Annotated in this window: 25 protein-coding genes, 3 tRNA genes and 4 rRNA genes; 23 read left to right on the forward strand and 9 right to left on the reverse strand. The window is 50.2% G+C overall.

From position 1 onward, the window contains the following. Positions 1-3 precede the first annotated feature (3 nt). The 10 genes from secY (at position 4) to arfA (ending at position 5670) form a co-directional block, all read left to right on the forward strand. A complete protein-coding gene (gene secY / locus ACU8XX_RS02125; RefSeq protein WP_001118861.1) occupies positions 4-1335 on the forward strand; it encodes a preprotein translocase subunit SecY in 1332 nt (443 codons plus the stop codon). A 31-nt stretch (positions 1336-1366) separates the two neighbouring features. After that, positions 1367-1483, forward strand: a complete 117-nt coding sequence (gene rpmJ, locus ACU8XX_RS02130; RefSeq protein ID WP_000868187.1) for a 50S ribosomal protein L36 — start codon at positions 1367-1369, stop codon at positions 1481-1483. 146 nt (positions 1484-1629) lie between these two features. Further along, on the forward strand, positions 1630-1986 hold the full coding sequence (rpsM, locus tag ACU8XX_RS02135) for a 30S ribosomal protein S13 (RefSeq protein WP_000090775.1): 357 nt from the start codon (positions 1630-1632) through the stop codon (positions 1984-1986). A gap of 16 nt (positions 1987-2002) precedes the next feature. Beyond that, entirely contained in the window at positions 2003-2392 is a 390-nt protein-coding gene (gene rpsK, locus ACU8XX_RS02140) for a 30S ribosomal protein S11 (RefSeq protein WP_001029684.1), read from the forward strand. Between the two features lie 33 nt (positions 2393-2425). Further along, the gene (gene rpsD / locus ACU8XX_RS02145; RefSeq protein WP_000135224.1) at positions 2426-3046 is read left to right on the forward strand and encodes a 30S ribosomal protein S4; all 621 of its coding nucleotides are present in this window, start codon (positions 2426-2428) and stop codon (positions 3044-3046) included. A gap of 25 nt (positions 3047-3071) precedes the next feature. Further along, positions 3072-4061: a DNA-directed RNA polymerase subunit alpha gene (locus tag ACU8XX_RS02150; protein WP_001162094.1), complete on the forward strand. Its 990-nt coding sequence runs from the start codon at positions 3072-3074 to the stop codon at positions 4059-4061. A 40-nt stretch (positions 4062-4101) separates the two neighbouring features. Continuing rightward, entirely contained in the window at positions 4102-4485 is a 384-nt protein-coding gene (gene rplQ, locus ACU8XX_RS02155; RefSeq protein WP_001216368.1) for a 50S ribosomal protein L17, read from the forward strand. A 106-nt stretch (positions 4486-4591) separates the two neighbouring features. After that, the gene (locus ACU8XX_RS02160; RefSeq protein ID WP_000266486.1) at positions 4592-4960 is read left to right on the forward strand and encodes a DnaJ family domain-containing protein; all 369 of its coding nucleotides are present in this window, start codon (positions 4592-4594) and stop codon (positions 4958-4960) included. 10 nt (positions 4961-4970) lie between these two features. Further along, positions 4971-5396 (forward strand): Zn(2+)-responsive transcriptional regulator, encoded by a 426-nt coding sequence (zntR, locus tag ACU8XX_RS02165; RefSeq protein ID WP_000285607.1) that lies wholly within the window; start codon positions 4971-4973, stop codon positions 5394-5396. Positions 5397-5451: 55 nt separating this feature from the next. Then, positions 5452-5670: an alternative ribosome-rescue factor ArfA gene (gene arfA / locus ACU8XX_RS02170; RefSeq protein WP_000092696.1), complete on the forward strand. Its 219-nt coding sequence runs from the start codon at positions 5452-5454 to the stop codon at positions 5668-5670. On the opposite strand, the gene mscL is transcribed toward arfA, so the two are convergent. From mscL to def, 5 genes are all read right to left on the reverse strand, one after another. Further along, entirely contained in the window at positions 5667-6077 is a 411-nt protein-coding gene (mscL, locus tag ACU8XX_RS02175) for a large-conductance mechanosensitive channel protein MscL (protein ID WP_000022442.1), read from the reverse strand. The genes arfA and mscL overlap by 4 nt on opposite strands. Positions 6078-6206: 129 nt before the next feature. After that, a complete protein-coding gene (gene trkA, locus ACU8XX_RS02180; protein WP_112034108.1) occupies positions 6207-7583 on the reverse strand; it encodes a Trk system potassium transporter TrkA in 1377 nt (458 codons plus the stop codon). A gap of 21 nt (positions 7584-7604) precedes the next feature. Continuing rightward, complete coding sequence (gene rsmB / locus ACU8XX_RS02185) at positions 7605-8894, reverse strand: 16S rRNA (cytosine(967)-C(5))-methyltransferase RsmB (RefSeq protein ID WP_000744778.1); 1290 nt, start codon at positions 8892-8894, stop codon at positions 7605-7607. A 45-nt stretch (positions 8895-8939) separates the two neighbouring features. Beyond that, entirely contained in the window at positions 8940-9887 is a 948-nt protein-coding gene (gene fmt, locus ACU8XX_RS02190; protein ID WP_000004473.1) for a methionyl-tRNA formyltransferase, read from the reverse strand. A 14-nt stretch (positions 9888-9901) separates the two neighbouring features. Further along, a complete protein-coding gene (gene def, locus ACU8XX_RS02195) occupies positions 9902-10411 on the reverse strand; it encodes a peptide deformylase (RefSeq protein ID WP_000114984.1) in 510 nt (169 codons plus the stop codon). A gap of 129 nt (positions 10412-10540) precedes the next feature. Between def and dprA the strand changes: the two genes are divergently transcribed. Genes dprA through ACU8XX_RS02225 form a run of 6 tightly spaced genes read left to right on the forward strand, consistent with a single transcriptional unit; the run spans position 10541 to position 14335 of the window. Then, positions 10541-11665 (forward strand): DNA-protecting protein DprA, encoded by a 1125-nt coding sequence (dprA, locus tag ACU8XX_RS02200; RefSeq protein ID WP_000228551.1) that lies wholly within the window; start codon positions 10541-10543, stop codon positions 11663-11665. Continuing rightward, positions 11637-12110: a DUF494 family protein Smg gene (gene smg / locus ACU8XX_RS02205; RefSeq protein ID WP_000460680.1), complete on the forward strand. Its 474-nt coding sequence runs from the start codon at positions 11637-11639 to the stop codon at positions 12108-12110. The genes dprA and smg overlap by 29 nt, the downstream gene beginning before the upstream one ends. 28 nt (positions 12111-12138) lie before the next feature. Then, complete coding sequence (locus ACU8XX_RS02210) at positions 12139-12681, forward strand: DNA topoisomerase family protein (RefSeq protein ID WP_001129722.1); 543 nt, start codon at positions 12139-12141, stop codon at positions 12679-12681. A gap of 4 nt (positions 12682-12685) precedes the next feature. Further along, positions 12686-13258: an L-threonylcarbamoyladenylate synthase type 1 TsaC gene (gene tsaC, locus ACU8XX_RS02215; RefSeq protein WP_001301412.1), complete on the forward strand. Its 573-nt coding sequence runs from the start codon at positions 12686-12688 to the stop codon at positions 13256-13258. Positions 13259-13262: 4 nt separating this feature from the next. Continuing rightward, positions 13263-14081 (forward strand): shikimate dehydrogenase, encoded by an 819-nt coding sequence (aroE, locus tag ACU8XX_RS02220; RefSeq protein ID WP_000451243.1) that lies wholly within the window; start codon positions 13263-13265, stop codon positions 14079-14081. Further along, a complete protein-coding gene (locus ACU8XX_RS02225) occupies positions 14078-14335 on the forward strand; it encodes a DUF1488 family protein (protein ID WP_240765351.1) in 258 nt (85 codons plus the stop codon). Before aroE ends, ACU8XX_RS02225 begins: the two co-directional genes overlap by 4 nt. Here ACU8XX_RS02225 and ACU8XX_RS02230 read toward each other — a convergent pair. After that, on the reverse strand, positions 14311-14865 hold the full coding sequence (locus ACU8XX_RS02230) for a gamma carbonic anhydrase family protein (protein WP_001286216.1): 555 nt from the start codon (positions 14863-14865) through the stop codon (positions 14311-14313). The genes ACU8XX_RS02225 and ACU8XX_RS02230 overlap by 25 nt on opposite strands. Before the next feature lie 473 nt (positions 14866-15338). Here ACU8XX_RS02230 and ACU8XX_RS02235 point away from each other — a divergent pair. The 7 genes from ACU8XX_RS02235 (at position 15339) to rrf (ACU8XX_RS02265) (ending at position 20678) form a co-directional block, all read left to right on the forward strand. Next, a 16S ribosomal RNA gene (locus ACU8XX_RS02235) occupies positions 15339-16880 on the forward strand. Positions 16881-16948: 68 nt separating this feature from the next. Then, positions 16949-17025 (forward strand) — tRNA-Ile (locus ACU8XX_RS02240). Between the two features lie 42 nt (positions 17026-17067). Further along, positions 17068-17143: transfer RNA gene (locus ACU8XX_RS02245), tRNA-Ala, on the forward strand. 174 nt (positions 17144-17317) lie between these two features. After that, a 23S ribosomal RNA gene (locus tag ACU8XX_RS02250) occupies positions 17318-20223 on the forward strand. Between the two features lie 94 nt (positions 20224-20317). Then, positions 20318-20433, forward strand: a 5S ribosomal RNA gene (rrf, locus tag ACU8XX_RS02255). 14 nt (positions 20434-20447) lie between these two features. Further along, positions 20448-20523, forward strand: a tRNA-Thr gene (locus tag ACU8XX_RS02260). A gap of 39 nt (positions 20524-20562) precedes the next feature. Further along, a 5S ribosomal RNA gene (gene rrf, locus ACU8XX_RS02265) occupies positions 20563-20678 on the forward strand. The 16S, 23S and 5S rRNA genes sit together here with 3 tRNA genes alongside, the layout of an rRNA operon. A gap of 230 nt (positions 20679-20908) precedes the next feature. Here rrf (ACU8XX_RS02265) and ACU8XX_RS02270 read toward each other — a convergent pair. From ACU8XX_RS02270 to ACU8XX_RS02280, 3 genes are read right to left on the reverse strand one after another with little or no spacing between them, the layout of a single operon-like run. Further along, on the reverse strand, positions 20909-21667 hold the full coding sequence (locus tag ACU8XX_RS02270; protein ID WP_000078349.1) for an amino acid ABC transporter ATP-binding protein: 759 nt from the start codon (positions 21665-21667) through the stop codon (positions 20909-20911). 7 nt (positions 21668-21674) lie between these two features. Next, the gene (locus ACU8XX_RS02275) at positions 21675-22778 is read right to left on the reverse strand and encodes an amino acid ABC transporter permease (protein ID WP_112033961.1); all 1104 of its coding nucleotides are present in this window, start codon (positions 22776-22778) and stop codon (positions 21675-21677) included. Positions 22779-22787: 9 nt separating this feature from the next. Continuing rightward, positions 22788-23969, reverse strand: a complete 1182-nt coding sequence (locus tag ACU8XX_RS02280; RefSeq protein ID WP_000019655.1) for an amino acid ABC transporter permease — start codon at positions 23967-23969, stop codon at positions 22788-22790. Positions 23970-24008 lie beyond the last annotated feature (39 nt).

Raw genomic sequence — 24008 nt, forward strand, 5'->3', positions numbered from 1 at the left:
CAGATGGCTAAACAACCGGGATTAGATTTTCAAAGTGCCAAAGGTGGCTTAGGCGAGCTGAAACGCAGACTGCTGTTTGTTATCGGTGCGCTGATTGTGTTCCGTATTGGCTCTTTTATTCCGATCCCTGGTATTGATGCCGCTGTACTTGCCAAACTGCTTGAGCAACAGCGAGGCACCATCATTGAGATGTTTAACATGTTCTCTGGTGGTGCTCTCAGCCGTGCTTCTATCTTTGCTCTGGGGATCATGCCGTATATTTCGGCGTCGATCATTATCCAGCTGCTGACGGTGGTTCACCCAACGTTGGCAGAAATTAAGAAAGAAGGGGAGTCTGGTCGTCGTAAGATCAGCCAGTACACCCGCTACGGTACTCTGGTGCTGGCAATATTCCAGTCGATCGGTATTGCTACCGGTCTGCCGAATATGCCTGGTATGCAAGGCCTGGTGATTAACCCGGGCTTTGCATTCTACTTCACCGCTGTTGTAAGTCTGGTCACAGGAACCATGTTCCTGATGTGGTTGGGCGAACAGATTACTGAACGAGGTATCGGCAACGGTATTTCAATCATTATCTTCGCCGGTATTGTCGCGGGACTCCCGCCAGCCATTGCCCATACTATCGAGCAAGCGCGTCAAGGCGACCTGCACTTCCTCGTGTTGCTGTTGGTTGCAGTATTAGTATTTGCAGTGACGTTCTTTGTTGTATTTGTTGAGCGTGGTCAACGCCGCATTGTGGTAAACTACGCGAAACGTCAGCAAGGTCGTCGTGTCTATGCTGCACAGAGCACACATTTACCGCTGAAAGTGAATATGGCGGGGGTAATCCCGGCAATCTTCGCTTCCAGTATTATTCTGTTCCCGGCGACCATCGCGTCATGGTTCGGGGGCGGTACTGGTTGGAACTGGCTGACAACAATTTCGCTGTATTTGCAGCCTGGGCAACCGCTTTATGTGTTACTCTATGCGTCTGCAATCATCTTCTTCTGTTTCTTCTACACGGCGTTGGTTTTCAACCCGCGTGAAACAGCAGATAACCTGAAGAAGTCCGGTGCATTTGTACCAGGAATTCGTCCGGGAGAGCAAACGGCGAAGTATATCGATAAAGTAATGACCCGCCTGACCCTGGTTGGTGCGCTGTATATTACCTTTATCTGCCTGATCCCGGAGTTCATGCGTGATGCAATGAAAGTACCGTTCTACTTCGGTGGGACCTCACTGCTTATCGTTGTTGTCGTGATTATGGACTTTATGGCTCAAGTGCAAACTCTGATGATGTCCAGTCAGTATGAGTCTGCATTGAAGAAGGCGAACCTGAAAGGCTACGGCCGATAATTGGTCGCCCGAGAAGTTACGGAGAGTAAAAATGAAAGTTCGTGCTTCCGTCAAGAAATTATGCCGTAACTGCAAAATCGTTAAGCGTGATGGTGTCATCCGTGTGATTTGCAGTGCCGAGCCGAAGCATAAACAGCGCCAAGGCTGATTTTTTCGCATATTTTTCTTGCAAAGTTGGGTTGAGCTGGCTAGATTAGCCAGCCAATCTTTTGTATGTCTGTGCGTTTCCATTTGAGTATCCTGAAAACGGGCTTTTCAGCATGGAACGTACATATTAAATAGTAGGAGTGCATAGTGGCCCGTATAGCAGGCATTAACATTCCTGATCATAAGCATGCCGTAATCGCATTAACTTCGATTTATGGCGTCGGCAAGACCCGTTCTAAAGCCATCCTGGCTGCAGCGGGTATCGCTGAAGATGTTAAGATCAGTGAGCTGTCTGAAGGACAAATCGACACGCTGCGTGACGAAGTTGCCAAATTTGTCGTTGAAGGTGATCTGCGCCGTGAAATCAGCATGAGCATCAAGCGCCTGATGGATCTTGGTTGCTATCGCGGTTTGCGTCATCGTCGTGGTCTCCCGGTTCGCGGTCAGCGTACCAAGACCAACGCACGTACCCGTAAGGGTCCGCGCAAACCGATCAAGAAATAATCGGGGTGATTGAATAATGGCAAAGGCACCAATTCGTGCACGTAAACGTGTAAGAAAACAAGTCTCTGACGGCGTGGCTCATATCCATGCTTCTTTCAACAACACCATCGTGACTATCACTGATCGTCAGGGTAACGCGTTGGGTTGGGCAACAGCCGGTGGTTCCGGTTTCCGTGGTTCTCGCAAATCCACTCCGTTTGCAGCTCAGGTTGCAGCAGAGCGTTGCGCTGACGCCGTGAAAGAATACGGCATCAAGAATCTGGAAGTTATGGTTAAAGGTCCGGGTCCAGGCCGCGAATCTACTATTCGTGCTCTGAACGCCGCAGGTTTCCGCATCACTAACATTACTGATGTGACTCCGATCCCTCATAACGGTTGTCGTCCGCCGAAAAAACGTCGCGTATAACGCCTCGTTTTCCAGGTTTGTTGGAGAAAGAAAATGGCAAGATATTTGGGTCCTAAGCTCAAGCTGAGCCGTCGTGAGGGCACCGACTTATTCCTTAAGTCTGGCGTTCGCGCGATCGATACCAAGTGTAAAATTGAACAAGCTCCTGGCCAGCACGGTGCGCGTAAACCGCGTCTGTCTGACTATGGTGTGCAGTTGCGTGAAAAGCAAAAAGTTCGCCGTATCTATGGTGTGCTGGAGCGTCAGTTCCGTAACTACTACAAAGAAGCAGCACGTCTGAAAGGCAACACCGGTGAAAACCTGTTGGCTCTGCTGGAAGGTCGTCTGGACAACGTTGTATACCGTATGGGCTTCGGTGCCACTCGTGCAGAAGCACGTCAGCTGGTTAGCCATAAAGCAATTATGGTAAACGGTCGTGTTGTTAACATCGCTTCTTATCAGGTTAGTCCGAATGACGTTGTAAGCATTCGTGAGAAAGCGAAGAAGCAGTCTCGCGTGAAAGCCGCTCTGGAGCTGGCTGAGCAGCGTGAAAAGCCAACCTGGCTGGAAGTTGATGCTGGCAAGATGGAAGGTACGTTTAAGCGTAAGCCGGAGCGTTCTGATCTGTCTGCGGACATTAACGAACACCTGATCGTCGAGCTTTACTCCAAGTAAAGCTTAGTACCAAAGAGAGGACACAATGCAGGGTTCTGTGACAGAGTTTCTAAAACCGCGCCTGGTTGATATCGAGCAAGTGAGTTCGACGCACGCCAAGGTGACCCTTGAGCCTTTAGAGCGTGGCTTTGGCCATACTCTGGGTAACGCACTGCGCCGTATTCTGCTCTCATCGATGCCGGGTTGCGCGGTGACCGAGGTTGAGATTGATGGTGTACTACATGAGTACAGCACCAAAGAAGGCGTTCAGGAAGATATCCTGGAAATCCTGCTCAACCTGAAAGGGCTGGCGGTGAGAGTTCAGGGCAAAGATGAAGTTATTCTTACCTTGAATAAATCTGGCATTGGCCCTGTGACTGCAGCCGATATCACCCACGACGGTGATGTCGAAATCGTCAAGCCGCAGCACGTGATCTGCCACCTGACCGATGAGAACGCGTCTATTAGCATGCGTATCAAAGTTCAGCGCGGTCGTGGTTATGTGCCGGCTTCTACCCGAATTCATTCGGAAGAAGATGAGCGCCCAATCGGCCGTCTGCTGGTCGACGCATGCTACAGCCCTGTGGAGCGTATTGCCTACAATGTTGAAGCAGCGCGTGTAGAACAGCGTACCGACCTGGACAAGCTGGTCATCGAAATGGAAACCAACGGCACAATCGATCCTGAAGAGGCGATTCGTCGTGCGGCAACCATTCTGGCTGAACAACTGGAAGCTTTCGTTGACTTACGTGATGTACGTCAGCCTGAAGTGAAAGAAGAGAAACCAGAGTTCGATCCGATCCTGCTGCGCCCTGTTGACGATCTGGAATTGACTGTCCGCTCTGCTAACTGCCTTAAAGCAGAAGCTATCCACTATATCGGTGATCTGGTACAGCGTACCGAGGTTGAGCTCCTTAAAACGCCTAACCTTGGTAAAAAATCTCTTACTGAGATTAAAGACGTGCTGGCTTCCCGTGGACTGTCTCTGGGCATGCGCCTGGAAAACTGGCCACCGGCAAGCATCGCTGACGAGTAACCGGATCACAGGTTAAGGTTTTACTGAGAAGGATAAGGTCATGCGCCATCGTAAGAGTGGTCGTCAACTGAACCGCAACAGCAGCCATCGCCAGGCTATGTTCCGCAATATGGCAGGTTCACTGGTTCGTCATGAAATCATCAAGACGACTCTGCCTAAAGCGAAAGAGCTGCGCCGCGTAGTTGAGCCGCTGATTACTCTTGCCAAGACTGATAGCGTTGCTAATCGTCGTCTGGCATTCGCCCGTACTCGTGATAACGAGATCGTGGCAAAACTGTTTAACGAACTGGGCCCGCGTTTCGCGAGCCGTGCCGGTGGTTACACTCGTATTCTGAAGTGTGGCTTCCGTGCAGGCGACAACGCGCCGATGGCTTACATCGAGCTGGTTGATCGTTCAGAGAAAGCAGAAGCTGCTGCAGAGTAATCTGAAGCAACGTAAAAAAACCCGCCCCGGCGGGTTTTTTTATACCCGTAGTATCCCCACTTATCTACAATAGCTGTACTCTTTTTGTTCATCCCCTGGAGTATTTATGTGGTTACTTGACCAGTGGGCAGAGCGCCATATAGCAGAAGCGCAAGCGAAAGGTGAGTTTGATAACCTGGCAGGTAGCGGCGAACCATTGATACTGGATGATGATTCTCACGTGCCACCGGAATTACGTGCGGGGTATCGCTTGCTGAAGAATGCCGGTTGCTTACCGCCAGAACTTGAGCAACGGAGAGAAGCAATTCAGCTTCTGGATATTCTCAAAGGTATCCGTCACGATGATCCGCAATATCAAGAGGTTAGCCGTCGATTGTCATTACTGGAATTGAAGCTGCGACAAGCTGGATTGAGTACCGATTTTTTACGCGGCGATTATGCTGACAAGTTGTTGGACAAAATCAACGATAACTAGTGGAGTATGTATGTATCGCATTGGTGAGCTGGCAAAAATGGCGGAAGTAACACCCGACACGATTCGTTATTACGAAAAACAGCAGATGATGGAGCATGAAGTGCGTACTGAAGGTGGGTTTCGCCTATATACCGAAAGCGATCTCCAGCGATTGAAATTTATCCGCCATGCCAGACAACTAGGTTTCAGTCTGGAGTCGATCCGCGAGTTGCTGTCGATCCGCATCGATCCTGAACACCATACCTGTCAGGAGTCAAAAGGCATTGTGCAGGAAAGATTGCAGGAAGTCGAAGCACGGATAGCCGAGTTGCAGAGTATGCAGCGTTCCTTGCAACGCCTTAACGATGCCTGTTGTGGGACTGCTCATAGCAGTGTTTATTGTTCGATTCTTGAAGCTCTTGAACAAGGGGCGAGTGGCGTTAAGAGTGGTTGTTGATTTTTTGCACTGGCAGGATTACACTCGCGCCGTTAAATAACCAACTGGAGTTTTTATGAGTCGATATCAGCATACTAAAGGGCAGATAAAGGATAATGCGATAGAAGCATTACTACATGATCCCTTATTCCGACAGCGCGTAGAGAAAAATAAGAAGGGGAAAGGCAGTTACATGCGAAAAGGAAAACATGGCAATCGGGGGAACTGGGAGGCCAGTGGCAAGAAAGTAAATCACTTTTTTACCACTGGTCTTCTGCTTTCAGGCGCTTGTTAAGAGCGGTTATTCTGCTCTTTCAGCAAATCACGAATTTCTGTCAGTAATACTTCTTCTTTAGTTGGTGCAGGTGCGGCTGCTGGTTCTTCTTTTTTCCGATTCAGTTTGTTGATTAGCTTAATCGCCATAAAGATGGCAAAGGCCACAATCAGAAAATCAAAGACGTTTTGAATGAAGACACCGTAATGCATCACAACAGCAGGGATATCCCCCTGCGCATCGCGTAGCGTGACAGCAAACTGTTTAAAATCGATCCCGCCAATTAATAAGCCCAGAGGAGGCATGATGATATCGGCAACCAGTGAAGAGACAATCTTCCCGAATGCCGCACCGATAATGACACCCACCGCCAAATCCACCACGTTCCCGCGCATCGCAAATTCGCGAAATTCTTTAATAATGCTCATGTTATTCTCCCTATGAAGCCGACAACCATAAGTCTAACAAATGTTAAGCCATTTTCCTGCCAGGAATGAATTTAATTAATCCTTGATAATCAAAGGGAAATAATAAGGCGTCATTAGACGCCTTATTAATTACAAGAAGAAAGGGCTTGGCTGGAAGAGTCTTTCGACGTCGGTAATAAACTTTTTATCTGTGAGGAACATAATTACGTGATCGCCTTGCTCAATGCGCAGATTGTCATTGGCAATCATCACGTCGTTTCCACGTACCACCGCTCCAATAATCGTTCCTGGCGGTAGCTTGATTTCGTCAATGACTCTGCCGACAACGCGTGAGGTGCTTTCATCACCGTGAGCAACGGCTTCAATAGCTTCTGCTACGCCGCGGCGCAATGAGGAAACACCAACAATATCTGCTTTTCGCACATGGCTAAGCAACGCAGAAATAGTTGCTTGTTGTGGTGAAATCGCAATATCGATAACGCTCCCCTGAACCAGATCCACATAAGCGCGACGCTGGATCAATACCATCACCTTTTTCGCACCCATACGTTTGGCAAGCATGGCGGACATGATATTGGCCTCGTCATCGTTGGTGACGGCAATAAACAGATCAACTTGATCGATATGTTCTTCGGCCAGTAGTTCTTGATCCGACGCATCACCAAAAAAGACGATCGTATTCTGTAACTTTTCCGCCAGTTCGGCAGCGCGCTGCTGATTACGTTCGATGAGTTTAACGCTGTAATCTTTTTCCAGACGACGCGCCAGCCCTGCACCGATATTACCGCCACCAACCAGCATGATCCGCTTATACGGTTTTTCCAGTCGCTGTAATTCACTCATCACCGCGCGGATATGCTGTGAAGCGGCAATAAAGAACACTTCATCACCAGCTTCAACAATGGTCGAACCTTGCGGACGAATGGGGCGATCGTGGCGGAAAATTGCTGCCACACGAGTATCGATATGTGGCATATGTTCGCGCATGGTCGAAAGTGCATTACCAATCAGCGGGCCGCCATAATAGGCTTTAACCACAGCCAGGCTGACTTTACCCTCAGCGAAGTTCACCACCTGCAATGCGCCGGGATACTCAATCAGTCGGTAAATATTATCGATAACCAACTGCTCTGGTGCGATCAGATGATCAATCGGCACAGCATCTGAATGAAATAGCTTATCGGCATCGCGCACGTAGTCTGGTGAGCGGATACGAGCGATGCGATTAGGGGTGTTGAAAAGTGAGTAGGCTACCTGGCAGGCAACCATATTGGTTTCATCTGAACTGGTTACAGCAATCAGCATATCGGCGTCGTCGGCACCTGCCTCCCGCAATACGCGTGGATGAGAGCCATGCCCCTGCACGACCCGCAGGTCAAATTTATCCTGTAAGGTCCGCAGACGCTCACCGTTGGTATCGACAACAGTAATATCGTTGTTCTCGCCAACCAGGTTTTCCGCCAGTGTGCCGCCAACCTGGCCGGCACCCAGAATGATAATTTTCATCAGTCGCGACCCGTTATCTCATCACTTTTTGATTAGCTTAGCGTAAAAGAAGCCGTCGCCCTCTTCGGCACCAGGTAGATTTTGTTTACCCGGTTGCTCTGGTGTTCCTGTTTCGCAAAGTTCGGCATCAGCGGTACGTTGCAAAAAGGCTTTAATCTGCAGGCTATTCTCTTCCGGTAACACCGAACAGGTGGCATAGACCAGAGTTCCACCGGTTTTTAAATGCGGCCAAATGGCGTCGAGAATTTCAGACTGCAATTGCGCGAGTTCCGGGATATCGCGATCGCGACGTAACCATTTAATATCTGGATGGCGACGAATCACACCGGTTGCTGAACAAGGCGCATCTAATAAAATGCGATCAAACTGTTGCTCGCCACACCATTGAGAAGGGTAACGGCCATCACCTTGTTTCACGGTCGCCTTCATACCAAGGCGTTTTAAATTGTCGTAAACCCGAGAGAGGCGCTGTTCGTCGATATCAACCGCAACAACCTGCGCTTCTGGTGCCACCTCAAGGATATGCGTTGTTTTACCGCCGGGGGCGGCACAAAGATCCAAAATGTGTTCACCGTTTTGTGGCGCAAGCCAGGTCATGCAACCTTGTGCTGATGCATCCTGAACGGTAACCCATCCGTCTTCAAAACCAGGTAGCGCATGAACAGGTGCAGGTGTTTCCAGACGTACAGCATCAGGGTAATCCGCATGCGGGAAACCTTTCATTCCTGCTTCATCCAGCAATGCAAGCCAGCTGTCGCGGGAATGATGCGTACGATTAATACGCAGCCACATTGGCGGACGCTGGTTATTGGCTTCGACGATGGATTGCCACTGCTCTGGATACGCTTTTTGCAGACGCTTCAGCAACCAGGAAGGATGCAGATAACGTGCATCACTGGCATTAAACTCGGCTAATAACTCTTCTTGCTGACGCTGGAACTGGCGTAATACACCGTTTATCAACCCTTTAAGTTGCGGACGCTTAATTGCGATAGCGCCTTCAACCGTTTCAGCCAGCGCAGCATGAGGTGGAATGCGGGTATAAAGCAGTTGATACAAACCAACCATAATCAGGTAATGCACGGTCCGCTGTTTGCCGGTCATCGGACGGGCCATTAACTTATTAATCAGCCAGTCTAACTGCGAAAGCGTACGCAGTACGCCAAAGCACAACTCTTGAAGAAGTGCTTTGTCTTTATCGGAAACTTTTTGCTGGAGCGGTGGCAGAATGTTGCTTAATGATTGCCCTTGCTCGACGACTTGTTCAACGGCCTGGGCCGCCATGCTACGTAAATTACGTTGTTTTTTCATAAGTATAAAAACGCCCGGCAAGACCGGGCTTAGAAGAGTGGACTATCAGACCAGACGGTTGCCCGGAACAAACCATTCCCGACGAGAGTTCAGGAGGTCTTGCGCGCTCATCGCTTTCTTACCCGCAGGTTGTAACGAGAGCAGGTTCAGGATGCCATCACCAGTCGCAACCTGAATGCCTTGTTTGTTGGCTTCAAGGATCGTTCCTGGTGCAGCGTTGGTTGCCGTATCAATGACCGATGCTTTCCAGACTTTAACCGGCTGTCCTTCAATTTCCAGCCAGCTCATTGGCCATGGATTGAAAGCGCGAATGCAGCGTTCAAGCTGTGCTGCCGAAAGTGACCAGTCAATACGCGCTTCTTCTTTACTCAACTTCTCGGCGTAAGTGACAAGAGTTTCGTCCTGAACTTCTGGTTTCGCCGTGCCGTCTGCCAGTTGTTTCAACGTGGTGATAAGCCCTTGTGGGCCAAGCTCTGCCAGCTTGTCGTACAGCGTACCACTGGTATCTTCTGCAGTAATCGGGCAGGAGAGCTTATAGAGCATATCACCGGTGTCTAAACCGACATCCATTTGCATAATGGTCACACCAGTTTCTGCATCACCCGCCCATAGTGAGCGTTGGATTGGTGCAGCACCGCGCCAGCGTGGCAGCAGTGAACCATGAACGTTGATACAGCCAAGACGCGGCATCTCCAGCACTGCTTTCGGCAGAATTAAACCATAGGCGACGACGACCATAACATCAGCCTGCAGTTCGGCGACCAGTTGCTGGTTTTCTTGTGGACGCAGGGAAACAGGTTGAAAAACGGGCAGACCTTTTTCCTCAGCCAGAACTTTAACCGGGCTGGGCATCAGTTTTTTACCGCGTCCTGCCGGTCGGTCTGGCTGGGTGAACACGCCAACGACGTTATGACCAGAAGACAACAGCGCGTCGAGATGACGCGCTGCAAAGTCAGGTGTACCCGCAAAAATAATACGTAGTGATTCTGACACGTTAGTTCTTATCCTTAAGCCCGGGCTTTCAGACGATCCAGTTTTTCAACTTTCTGACGAATACGTTGTTGTTTCAGCGGTGACAGATAATCCATAAACAGTTTGCCGACCAGGTGATCCATCTCATGCTGAATACAGATGGCTAACAGACCGTCTGCTTCCAGTTCAAATGGTTTACCGTCGCGGTCAAGGGCGCGAATTTTAACTTTCTCTGCGCGCGGCACTAAAGCACGTTGTTCAGGGATCGACAGGCAACCTTCTTCAATGCCTGTTTCGCCGCTTTTTTCTAAAAGCTCTGGATTGATTAACACTAGCCGTTCGTCACGGTTTTCCGAAACATCAATAACAATGATACGTTGATGGATATCAACCTGGGTTGCCGCCAGGCCAATACCTTCTTCTGCGTACATCGTCTCGAACATATCATCGACGATACGCTGAATTTCTGCATTCACTTCTTCTACCGGTTTAGCAACTTTGCGAAGCCGCTCGTCCGGAATATGTAACACTTGCAAAACTGACATAAATCTCCAGAGATGTGTTCAGGAGTTAGAAAGATTATTTCTTCTATTCTAGACAAATCCCCCTCTGATTGACAGCATCACTGACCAATCGCAAAGATTGCTAAGGCTGCTTATGGCAGGGAGATAAGGATGGTCGATACAGAAATTTGGCTGCGTTTAATGAGTATCAGCAGCTTGTACGGCGATGATATGGTCCGTATCGCTCACTGGGTGGCAAAACAGTCGCATATTGATGCGGTTGTATTGCAGCAAACAGGGCTTACATTGCGGCAGGCACAACGCTTTCTTTCATTTCCACGAAAGAGTATCGAAAGCTCACTTTGTTGGTTGGAGCAACCCAACCATCATTTAATTCCTGCGGACAGCGAATTTTATCCTCCTCAACTTCTGGCGACGACAGATTACCCCGGCGCACTGTTTGTTGAAGGAGAACTGCACGCGCTGCATTCATTTCAGCTTGCCGTAGTGGGGAGTCGGGCGCATTCATGGTATGGCGAGCGATGGGGACGATTATTTTGCGAAACTCTGGCGACGCGTGGAGTGACAATTACGAGTGGACTGGCGCGTGGAATCGATGGTGTAGCGCATAAAGCAGCCTTACAGGTAAATGGCGTCAGCATTGCTGTATTGGGGAATGGACTTAATACCATTCATCCCCGCCGTCATGCCCGACTGGCTGCCAGTCTGCTTGAACAGGGGGGCGCTCTCGTCTCGGAATTTCCCCTCGATGTTCCACCCCTTGCTTACAATTTCCCACGAAGAAATCGCATTATCAGTGGTCTAAGTAAAGGTGTACTGGTGGTGGAAGCGGCTTTGCGTAGTGGTTCGCTGGTGACAGCACGTTGTGCGCTTGAGCAGGGGCGAGAAGTTTTTGCCTTGCCAGGTCCAATAGGGAATCCGGGAAGCGAAGGGCCTCACTGGTTAATAAAACAAGGTGCGATTCTTGTGACGGAACCGGAAGAAATTCTGGAAAACTTGCAATTTGGATTGCACTGGTTGCCAGACGCCCCTGAAAATTCATTTTATTCACCAGATCAGCAAGACGTGGCATTGCCATTTCCTGAGCTCCTGGCTAACGTAGGAGATGAGGTAACACCTGTTGACGTCGTCGCTGAACGTGCCGGCCAACCTGTGCCAGAGGTAGTTACTCAACTACTCGAACTGGAGTTAGCAGGATGGATCGCAGCTGTACCCGGCGGCTATGTCCGATTGAGGAGGGCATGCCATGTTCGACGTACTAATGTATTTGTTTGAAACCTATATTCACACAGAAGCTGAGTTGCGTGTGGATCAAGACAAACTTGAACAGGATCTTACCGACGCAGGTTTTGAGCGAGAAGATATCTACAATGCCCTGCTATGGCTGGAAAAACTTGCTGATTATCAGGAAGGGTTGGCAGAACCGATGCAACTGGCCTCGGATCCTCTCTCCATGCGTATTTATACACCGGAAGAGTGTGAACGACTGGATGCCAGCTGCCGTGGGTTTCTGCTTTTCCTTGAGCAGATTCAGGTGCTCAACCTTGAAACTCGTGAAATGGTGATAGAGCGAGTGCTCGCGCTGGATAACGCAGAGTTCGAACTGGATGATCTGAAATGGGTGATCCTGATGGTGTTGTTCAATATTCCGGGCTGCGAAAATGCGTACCAGCAAATGGAAGAATTACTCTTTGAAGTGAATGAAGGTATGCTGCATTAATCATTTCTTTAATTCAGCATAAGTTGTTATGGCGAAATCAGCACTGTTCACGGTGCGTAATAATGAGTCCTGCCCAAAGTGCGGGGCTGAACTGGTTATTCGATCCGGGAAACACGGTCCGTTTCTTGGATGCTCACAGTATCCGGCGTGTGACTACGTCCGTCCTCTGAAATCTTCAGCGGATGGACATATCGTCAAAGTTCTGGAGGGGCAGGTTTGCCCTGCATGTGGCGCAAATCTGGTATTACGCCAGGGACGCTTTGGTATGTTTATTGGTTGCATTAACTACCCTGAATGCGAACATACCGAACTTATCGATAAACCGGACGAAACAGCAATTACATGCCCCCAATGTCGGACGGGCCATCTGGTCCAGCGCCGCTCCCGTTATGGCAAAACATTTCACTCTTGTGATCGCTACCCGGAGTGTCAATTTGCCATTAACTTCAAACCCATAGCTGGAGAATGCCCTGAGTGTCATTATCCGCTACTCATCGAAAAGAAAACCGCGCAGGGTGTAAAACACTTTTGTGCCAGTAAACAATGTGGAAAGCCGGTTTCGGCGGAATAATAACGTGAATAATAACCTGCAAAGAGACGCTATCGCAGCTGCGATAGATGTTCTCAATGAAGAACGTGTCATCGCCTATCCAACGGAAGCCGTTTTCGGTGTTGGGTGCGATCCTGATAGCGAAACAGCAGTGATGCGACTGTTGGAGTTAAAACAGCGTCCGGTTGATAAGGGGCTGATTTTAATCGCAGCAAATTACGAGCAGCTTAAACCCTATATTGATGACACCATGTTGACTGACGTGCAGCGTGAAACCATTTTTTCCCGCTGGCCAGGTCCTGTCACCTTTGTCTTTCCCGCGCCTGCGACAACACCGCGCTGGTTGACGGGCCGCTTTGATTCGCTTGCTGTACGAGTCACCGACCATCCGTTGGTGGTTGCTTTGTGCCAGGCTTATGGTAAACCGCTGGTTTCTACCAGTGCCAACTTGAGTGGATTGCCACCTTGTCGAACAGTAGACGAAGTTCGCGCACAATTTGGCGCGGCGTTCCCGGTTGTGCCTGGTGAAACGGGGGGGCGTTTAAATCCTTCAGAAATCCGCGATGCCCTGACGGGTGAACTGTTTCGACAGGGGTAACATAATGGAAACCTATGCTGTTTTTGGTAATCCGATAGCCCACAGCAAATCGCCATTCATTCATCAGCAATTTGCTCAGCAACTGAATATTGAACATCCCTATGGGCGCGTGTTGGCACCCATCAATGATTTCATCAACACACTGAACGCTTTCTTTAGTGCTGGTGGTAAAGGTGCGAATGTGACGGTGCCTTTTAAAGAAGAGGCTTTTGCCAGAGCGGATGAGCTTACTGAACGGGCAGCGTTGGCTGGTGCTGTTAATACCCTCATGCGGTTAGAAGATGGACGCCTGCTGGGTGACAATACCGATGGTGTAGGCTTGTTAAGCGATCTGGAACGTCTGTCTTTTATCCGCCCTGGTTTACGTATTCTGCTTATCGGCGCTGGTGGAGCATCTCGCGGCGTACTACTGCCACTCCTTTCCCTGGACTGTGCGGTGACAATAACTAATCGGACGGTATCCCGCGCGGAAGAGTTGGCTAAATTGTTTGCGCACACTGGCAGTATTCAGGCGTTGAGTATGGACGAACTGGAAGGTCATGAGTTTGATCTCATTATTAATGCAACATCCAGTGGCATCAGTGGTGATATTCCGGCGATCCCGTCATCGCTCATTCATCCAGGCATTTATTGCTATGACATGTTCTATCAGAAAGGAAAAACTCCTTTTCTGGCATGGTGTGAGCAGCGAGGCTCAAAGCGTAATGCTGATGGTTTAGGAATGCTGGTGGCACAGGCGGCTCATGCCTTTCTTCTCTGGCACGGTGTTCTGCCTGACGTAGAACCAGTTATAAAGCAATTGCAGGAGGAATTGTCCGCGTGAATCAGGCCATCCAGTTTCCGGACAGGGAAGAGTGGGACGAGAATAAAAAATGTGTAGGTTTTCCCGCTCTCGTGAATGGTATGCAACTGACATGCGCGATCTCTGGCGAGAGTCTGGCGTATCGCTTTACTGGAGATACGCCAGAACAGTGGTTAGCGAGTTTTCGTCAGCATCGCTGGGACCTGGAAGAAGAAGCGGAAAACTTAATTCAGGAACAAAGTGAAGATGATCAAGGCTGGGTCTGGTTACCCTGATCCAGATATTCGTCCTTCCATTTCACGTAATTATTCGCGGAATAGCGTAACCCAGCCTTCTCTTCATCACTTAACGGGCGGATCTGTTTGACGGGGCTACCGAGATACAGATATCCGCTCTCCAGCCGTTTATTTTGTGGGACCAGACTACCCGCACCAATCATCACATCATCTTCTACTATTGCGCCATCAAGTAAAATTGAGCCCATCCCAACCAAAACTCGATTGCCAATGGTGCAGCCGTGGAGCATCACCTTGTGACCAACAGTGACATCTTCGCCAATGGTTAATGGGTTGCCATCTGGGTTGTACGAGGATTTATGAGTGACATGCAACATACTGCCATCCTGGATATTGGTGCGTGCTCCGATCTGTACATAATGTACATCTCCACGAATCACAACGAGCGGCCAGATCCCCACATCATCAGCCAGACGAACGTCACCAATCACGACACTGCTATCGTCGATCATTACGCGCTGACCGATTTGTGGAAAAAGATCGCGGTATGGGCGTAAAACATCAGACATACTTACCTCAGCAATAAATGATTTACTAATGACTTTGGGGGCATTATTGGCCTTGTGCAAGTCTTTTAGTATGCAAAAAAGCACCGTTTTGTGTGCGATTGCAGCAAAAAGGGTGAAAAAACAACAAACAGAAAAAAAGATCAAAAAAATACTTGTGCAAAAAATTGGGATCCCTATAATGCGCCTCCGTTGAGACGACAACGTGAAACACTTCACAGGATGGTCGGAACAACGAAGAGAAAAAAATCCTGAAATTCAGGGTTGACTCTGAAAGAGGAAAGCGTAATATACGCCACCTCGCGACAGTGAGCTGAAAGCCGCGTCGCAACTGCTCTTTAACAATTTATCAGACAATCTGTGTGGGCACTCGAAGATACGGATTCTTAACGTCGCAAGACGAAAAATGAATACCAAGTCTCAAGAGTGAACACGTAATTCATTACGAAGTTTAATTCTTTGAGCATCAAACTTTTAAATTGAAGAGTTTGATCATGGCTCAGATTGAACGCTGGCGGCAGGCCTAACACATGCAAGTCGAACGGTAACAGGAAACAGCTTGCTGTTTCGCTGACGAGTGGCGGACGGGTGAGTAATGTCTGGGAAACTGCCTGATGGAGGGGGATAACTACTGGAAACGGTAGCTAATACCGCATAACGTCGCAAGACCAAAGAGGGGGACCCTCGGGCCTCTTGCCATCGGATGTGCCCAGATGGGATTAGCTTGTTGGTGGGGTAACGGCTCACCAAGGCGACGATCCCTAGCTGGTCTGAGAGGATGACCAGCCACACTGGAACTGAGACACGGTCCAGACTCCTACGGGAGGCAGCAGTGGGGAATATTGCACAATGGGCGCAAGCCTGATGCAGCCATGCCGCGTGTATGAAGAAGGCCTTCGGGTTGTAAAGTACTTTCAGCGGGGAGGAAGGGAGTAAAGTTAATACCTTTGCTCATTGACGTTACCCGCAGAAGAAGCACCGGCTAACTCCGTGCCAGCAGCCGCGGTAATACGGAGGGTGCAAGCGTTAATCGGAATTACTGGGCGTAAAGCGCACGCAGGCGGTTTGTTAAGTCAGATGTGAAATCCCCGGGCTCAACCTGGGAACTGCATCTGATACTGGCAAGCTTGAGTCTCGTAGAGGGGGGTAGAATTCCAGGTGTAGCGGTGAAATGCGTAGAGATCTGGAGGAATACCGGTGGCGAAGGCGGCCCCCTGGACGAAGACTGACGCTCAGGTGCGAAAGCGTGGGGAGCAAACAGGATTAGATACCCTGGTAGTCCACGCCGTAAACGATGTCGACTTGGAGGTTGTGCCCTTGAGGCGTGGCTTCCGGAGCTAACGCGTTAAGTCGACCGCCTGGGGAGTACGGCCGCAAGGTTAAAACTCAAATGAATTGACGGGGGCCCGCACAAGCGGTGGAGCATGTGGTTTAATTCGATGCAACGCGAAGAACCTTACCTGGTCTTGACATCCACGGAAGTTTTCAGAGATGAGAATGTGCCTTCGGGAACCGTGAGACAGGTGCTGCATGGCTGTCGTCAGCTCGTGTTGTGAAATGTTGGGTTAAGTCCCGCAACGAGCGCAACCCTTATCCTTTGTTGCCAGCGGTCCGGCCGGGAACTCAAAGGAGACTGCCAGTGATAAACTGGAGGAAGGTGGGGATGACGTCAAGTCATCATGGCCCTTACGACCAGGGCTACACACGTGCTACAATGGCGCATACAAAGAGAAGCGACCTCGCGAGAGCAAGCGGACCTCATAAAGTGCGTCGTAGTCCGGATTGGAGTCTGCAACTCGACTCCATGAAGTCGGAATCGCTAGTAATCGTGGATCAGAATGCCACGGTGAATACGTTCCCGGGCCTTGTACACACCGCCCGTCACACCATGGGAGTGGGTTGCAAAAGAAGTAGGTAGCTTAACCTTCGGGAGGGCGCTTACCACTTTGTGATTCATGACTGGGGTGAAGTCGTAACAAGGTAACCGTAGGGGAACCTGCGGTTGGATCACCTCCTTACCTTAAAGAAGCGTACTTTGCAGTGCTCACACAGATTGTCTGATGAAAATGAGCAGTAAAACCTCTACAGGCTTGTAGCTCAGGTGGTTAGAGCGCACCCCTGATAAGGGTGAGGTCGGTGGTTCAAGTCCACTCAGGCCTACCAAATTTGCACGGCAAATTTGAAGAGGTTTTAACTACATGTTATGGGGCTATAGCTCAGCTGGGAGAGCGCCTGCTTTGCACGCAGGAGGTCTGCGGTTCGATCCCGCATAGCTCCACCATCTCTGTAGTGATTAAATAAAAAATACTTCAGAGTGTACCTGCAAAGGTTCACTGCGAAGTTTTGCTCTTTAAAAATCTGGATCAAGCTGAAAATTGAAACACTGAACAACGAAAGTTGTTCGTGAGTCTCTCAAATTTTCGCAACTCTGAAGTGAAACATCTTCGGGTTGTGAGGTTAAGCGACTAAGCGTACACGGTGGATGCCCTGGCAGTCAGAGGCGATGAAGGACGTGCTAATCTGCGATAAGCGTCGGTAAGGTGATATGAACCGTTATAACCGGCGATTTCCGAATGGGGAAACCCAGTGTGTTTCGACACACTATCATTAACTGAATCCATAGGTTAATGAGGCGAACCGGGGGAACTGAAACATCTAAGTACCCCGAGGAAAAGAAATCAACCGAGATTCCCCCAGTAGCGGCGAGCGAACGGGGAGCAGCCCAGAGCCTGAATCAGTGTGTGTGTTAGTGGAAGCGTCTGGAAAGGCGCGCGATACAGGGTGACAGCCCCGTACACAAAAATGCACATGCTGTGAGCTCGATGAGTAGGGCGGGACACGTGGTATCCTGTCTGAATATGGGGGGACCATCCTCCAAGGCTAAATACTCCTGACTGACCGATAGTGAACCAGTACCGTGAGGGAAAGGCGAAAAGAACCCCGGCGAGGGGAGTGAAAAAGAACCTGAAACCGTGTACGTACAAGCAGTGGGAGCACGCTTAGGCGTGTGACTGCGTACCTTTTGTATAATGGGTCAGCGACTTATATTCTGTAGCAAGGTTAACCGAATAGGGGAGCCGAAGGGAAACCGAGTCTTAACTGGGCGTTAAGTTGCAGGGTATAGACCCGAAACCCGGTGATCTAGCCATGGGCAGGTTGAAGGTTGGGTAACACTAACTGGAGGACCGAACCGACTAATGTTGAAAAATTAGCGGATGACTTGTGGCTGGGGGTGAAAGGCCAATCAAACCGGGAGATAGCTGGTTCTCCCCGAAAGCTATTTAGGTAGCGCCTCGTGAATTCATCTCCGGGGGTAGAGCACTGTTTCGGCAAGGGGGTCATCCCGACTTACCAACCCGATGCAAACTGCGAATACCGGAGAATGTTATCACGGGAGACACACGGCGGGTGCTAACGTCCGTCGTGAAGAGGGAAACAACCCAGACCGCCAGCTAAGGTCCCAAAGTCATGGTTAAGTGGGAAACGATGTGGGAAGGCCCAGACAGCCAGGATGTTGGCTTAGAAGCAGCCATCATTTAAAGAAAGCGTAATAGCTCACTGGTCGAGTCGGCCTGCGCGGAAGATGTAACGGGGCTAAACCATGCACCGAAGCTGCGGCAGCGACGCTTATGCGTTGTTGGGTAGGGGAGCGTTCTGTAAGCCTGTGAAGGTGTGCTGTGAGGCATGCTGGAGGTATCAGAAGTGCGAATGCTGACATAAGTAACGATAAAGCGGGTGAAAAGCCCGCTCGCCGGAAGACCAAGGGTTCCTGTCCAACGTTAATCGGGGCAGGGTGAGTCGACCCCTAAGGCGAGGCCGAAAGGCGTAGTCGATGGGAAACAGGTTAATATTCCTGTACTTGGTGTTACTGCGAAGGGGGGACGGAGAAGGCTATGTTGGCCGGGCGACGGTTGTCCCGGTTTAAGCGTGTAGGCTGGTTTTCCAGGCAAATCCGGAAAATCAAGGCTGAGGCGTGATGACGAGGCACTACGGTGCTGAAGCAACAAATGCCCTGCTTCCAGGAAAAGCCTCTAAGCATCAGGTAACATCAAATCGTACCCCAAACCGACACAGGTGGTCAGGTAGAGAATACCAAGGCGCTTGAGAGAACTCGGGTGAAGGAACTAGGCAAAATGGTGCCGTAACTTCGGGAGAAGGCACGCTGATATGTAGGTGAAGCGACTTGCTCGTGGAGCTGAAATCAGTCGAAGATACCAGCTGGCTGCAACTGTTTATTAAAAACACAGCACTGTGCAAACACGAAAGTGGACGTATACGGTGTGACGCCTGCCCGGTGCCGGAAGGTTAATTGATGGGGTTAGCGGTAACGCGAAGCTCTTGATCGAAGCCCCGGTAAACGGCGGCCGTAACTATAACGGTCCTAAGGTAGCGAAATTCCTTGTCGGGTAAGTTCCGACCTGCACGAATGGCGTAATGATGGCCAGGCTGTCTCCACCCGAGACTCAGTGAAATTGAACTCGCTGTGAAGATGCAGTGTACCCGCGGCAAGACGGAAAGACCCCGTGAACCTTTACTATAGCTTGACACTGAACATTGAGCCTTGATGTGTAGGATAGGTGGGAGGCTTAGAAGTGTGGACGCCAGTCTGCATGGAGCCGACCTTGAAATACCACCCTTTAATGTTTGATGTTCTAACGTTGACCCGTAATCCGGGTTGCGGACAGTGTCTGGTGGGTAGTTTGACTGGGGCGGTCTCCTCCTAAAGAGTAACGGAGGAGCACGAAGGTTGGCTAATCCTGGTCGGACATCAGGAGGTTAGTGCAATGGCATAAGCCAGCTTGACTGCGAGCGTGACGGCGCGAGCAGGTGCGAAAGCAGGTCATAGTGATCCGGTGGTTCTGAATGGAAGGGCCATCGCTCAACGGATAAAAGGTACTCCGGGGATAACAGGCTGATACCGCCCAAGAGTTCATATCGACGGCGGTGTTTGGCACCTCGATGTCGGCTCATCACATCCTGGGGCTGAAGTAGGTCCCAAGGGTATGGCTGTTCGCCATTTAAAGTGGTACGCGAGCTGGGTTTAGAACGTCGTGAGACAGTTCGGTCCCTATCTGCCGTGGGCGCTGGAGAACTGAGGGGGGCTGCTCCTAGTACGAGAGGACCGGAGTGGACGCATCACTGGTGTTCGGGTTGTCATGCCAATGGCACTGCCCGGTAGCTAAATGCGGAAGAGATAAGTGCTGAAAGCATCTAAGCACGAAACTTGCCCCGAGATGAGTTCTCCCTGACTCCTTGAGAGTCCTGAAGGAACGTTGAAGACGACGACGTTGATAGGCCGGGTGTGTAAGCGCAGCGATGCGTTGAGCTAACCGGTACTAATGAACCGTGAGGCTTAACCTTACAACGCCGAAGCTGTTTTGGCGGATGAGAGAAGATTTTCAGCCTGATACAGATTAAATCAGAACGCAGAAGCGGTCTGATAAAACAGAATTTGCCTGGCGGCCGTAGCGCGGTGGTCCCACCTGACCCCATGCCGAACTCAGAAGTGAAACGCCGTAGCGCCGATGGTAGTGTGGGGTCTCCCCATGCGAGAGTAGGGAACTGCCAGGCATCAAATTTAGCGTGCTGATATGGCTCAGTTGGTAGAGCGCACCCTTGGTAAGGGTGAGGTCCCCAGTTCGACTCTGGGTATCAGCACCACTTTTTAGGTTAAAGTTCGGCAGATTAGAAAAGAATTTGTCTGGCGGCAGTAGCGCGGTGGTCCCACCTGACCCCATGCCGAACTCAGAAGTGAAACGCCGTAGCGCCGATGGTAGTGTGGGGTCTCCCCATGCGAGAGTAGGGAACTGCCAGACATCAAATAAAACAAAAGGCTCAGTCGGAAGACTGGGCCTTTTGTTTTATCTGTTGTTTGTCGGTGAACACTCTCCCAACCAGGACAAATCCGCCGGGAGCGGATTTGAACGTTGCGAAGCAACGGCCCGGAGGGTGGCGGGCAGGACGCCCGCCATAAACTGCCAGACATCAAATCAAGCGAAAGGCCATCCGAAAGGATGGCCTTTTTGCTTTTCGAACTAACATTCAATTAATGGATTACCTGCGATAAAAATGCCCTCGTACGCTCTGATTTAGGATGCGCAAAAAACTCATCAGGTGCAGCTTGTTCCACTATCTCCCCACGATCCATAAAAATCACCCGGTCAGCGACGGTTCGTGCAAACCCCATCTCATGTGTTACACACAGCATTGTCATACCCGACTGCGCCAGCCCAATCATCGTATCCAGCACCTCTTTCACCATCTCAGGATCGAGCGCCGACGTTGGCTCATCAAACAACATAATTTTCGGCTTCATACACAGCGAACGCGCAATGGCAACGCGTTGCTGCTGACCACCTGAAATCTGTCCGGGAAACTTATGCGCATGTTCGGCAATTCTCACCCGCTCGAGGTAATGCACCGCCAGATCTTCAGCCTCTTTCTTAGGCATCTTGCGTACCCAAATCGGTGCCAGGGTACAGTTCTGTAGAACGGTCAGATGAGGGAAGAGATTGAAATGCTGAAAGACCATTCCCACTTCCTGCCTGACGCGCTCAATATTGCGGATATCTTCATTAAGTTCGATGCCATCTACCACGATCCGTCCCTGTTGATGTTCTTCCAGATGATTAATACAACGAATGGTTGTCGATTTACCGGAACCTGAAGGGCCACACAGAACGATCCGTTCTCCCGGTTGCACGGTTAAATTTATATTTTTCAAAACATGGAATTGTCCATACCATTTATTGACGTTTTCCAGCGTAATCATCGCGTTAGCAGGTTGCAGTAAAATTTGGCTCATAGTGTCCTCAATGCGGTGTACGCCCGGTGTTAAAACGTTTTTCCAGATGCTGGCTATAGCGCGACATGCTGAAACAGAAGATCCAGTAGATCAGCGCGGCGAAAACATACCCTTCCGTCGACATACCCAACCAGGCGGGATCAACGGTTGCCTGCTGAACGCTACTGAAAAGATCGAACAACCCGATAATGATCACCAGGCTGGTATCTTTGAAGAGTGCGATGATGGTATTTACCAGCCCAGGAATTACCAGCTTCAACGCCTGTGGCAGAATAACCAGCCCCTGAGTTTTCCAGTAACCCAACGCCAGCGACTCTGCCGCTTCATACTGCCCTTTAGGCAGTGCCTGTAATCCGCCTCGCACGACTTCCGCAACATATGCTGACTGAAACAGGATCACGCCAACCAGCGCGCGGATCAGTTTGTCGATACTGGTGCCTTCTGCCATAAACAACGGCAGCATGACCGAAGACATAAACAATACGGTAATCAACGGTACGCCGCGCCAGAACTCGATAAAAATGACCGATAAGATACGCACAATCGGCATATGGGAGCGGCGACCTAACGCCAGTAAGATCCCCCACGGTAGCGCCCCCGCAATCCCAACTGATGCAATAATTAAAGTTAGCGTCAGCCCGCCCCATTGCCGGGTTTCAACCCGCTCAAGAGCAAAAAAACCGCCATACATCAGCCACCAGACAATCAGTGGGTAAATCACCGCCCAGGCCGCAATATAGCGACCGCGATGCGGGAGTATTTTCCAGAACATTGGTGCGATCGACACAAGCCCAATCAGTAATGCGAGGTTAATTCGCCAGCGTTGGTCGTGTGGGTAAAGCCCATACATAAACTGACCAAATCGTTCGTGGATGAAGACCCAACAGGCACCGGCTTTTGTGCAGTCGGCATGCGTTGAGCCAACCCAGTTAGCCTGCAAAAATGCCCAGTTCAGCAACGGTGGGATCAGTTCCCACATCAACCATATGCAGCCAATAGTCAGCAGGCTATTGCTCCAGCTGGAGAACAGATTTTTTCGCACCCACACCATCGCGCGGTTTGAGTTATGGCTCGCCGGGCGCGGGGGATGAGACAGCAATACTTTTGTCATCATGACTCCTTAGCGTTCAACGATCGCGATGCGGCGGTTATAGATATTCATCAGCAGCGAGATAGTCAGGCTGATAATCAGATAGACCGACATGGTCATGGCTATCGTCTCGATGGCTTGCCCCGTCTGATTCAGCACGGTGCCGGCAAACAGCGAAACCATATCGGGATAGCCAATAGCGGCGGCAAGAGAGGAGTTTTTGACGATGTTGAGATACTGGCTGGTTAACGGTGGAATAATCACCCGCAATGCCTGGGGAATAATGACCTGGCGTAGCGTAACCGGGTTGGGTAATCCCAGTGACCGAGCCGCTTCATGTTGACCATAAGGCACTGCCTGGATCCCAGCGCGGATAATCTCGGCGATAAATGCAGAGGTATAAACCGAAAGTGCCAGCGTTAAGGCTGCCAGTTCAGGAATTAAAACCATCCCGCCGCGGAAGTTAAAGCCTCGTAGGGCTGGGACATCCCAGTGTAGTGCTGCGCCAAAAAGCCATTGCGCCAGTAAAGGCAAACCAATGATCAACACTGCGGCGATCGGCCAGGTGCGGCGCAGTTGTCCGGTCTTTATCTGGTATGTTTTATTAAAGCGGAATAGCCCAACAGAAAGGACTATAGCCATAACAACAGCCAGGATAAACGCAATAAATCCGTCTCCCAGCTGCGGTGACGGAATATAAAGCCCACGATTGCTCAAAAAGGCCAGATCAAACGCGCTCACAGCCTGGCGTGGTCCGGGCAAATTGCGCAACACGGCAAAGTACCAGAAGAAGATTTGCAGCAGCGGGGGAATATTACGGAAGATCTCAATATAAATTGTGGAAAGCTTTCGTAGCAGCCAGTTATCCGAAAGTCTCGCCAGACCGATAAAGAAGCCCAAAACAGAAGCGAACACAATACACAATGCAGAAACCAGTAGCGTATTGAGTAAGCCGACAATAAAAACGCGTCCGTAGGTGTCGCCCTGCTGGTAATCGATCAAATGCTGGACAATACCGAAGCCAGCGCCGCGATCCAGAAAGGCAAAACCTGAAGTAATGCCACGATTATTGAGATTCGTTACAGTGTTGTGAAATAACCAACCAACAATGCCGACAACAGCAACAACGGCAAGGATCTGGAATAACCAGGCACGAACCGTAGGGTTGGCAAAGGAGAGTGAGCCTTTAACGGTTGAGCGGCGATGAGACATAGAAACCTCGGAAAGCATAACGCTGAAGAGAGCGCCGCC

It is taken from the genome of Escherichia sp. MAL-1, assembly GCF_052948035.1.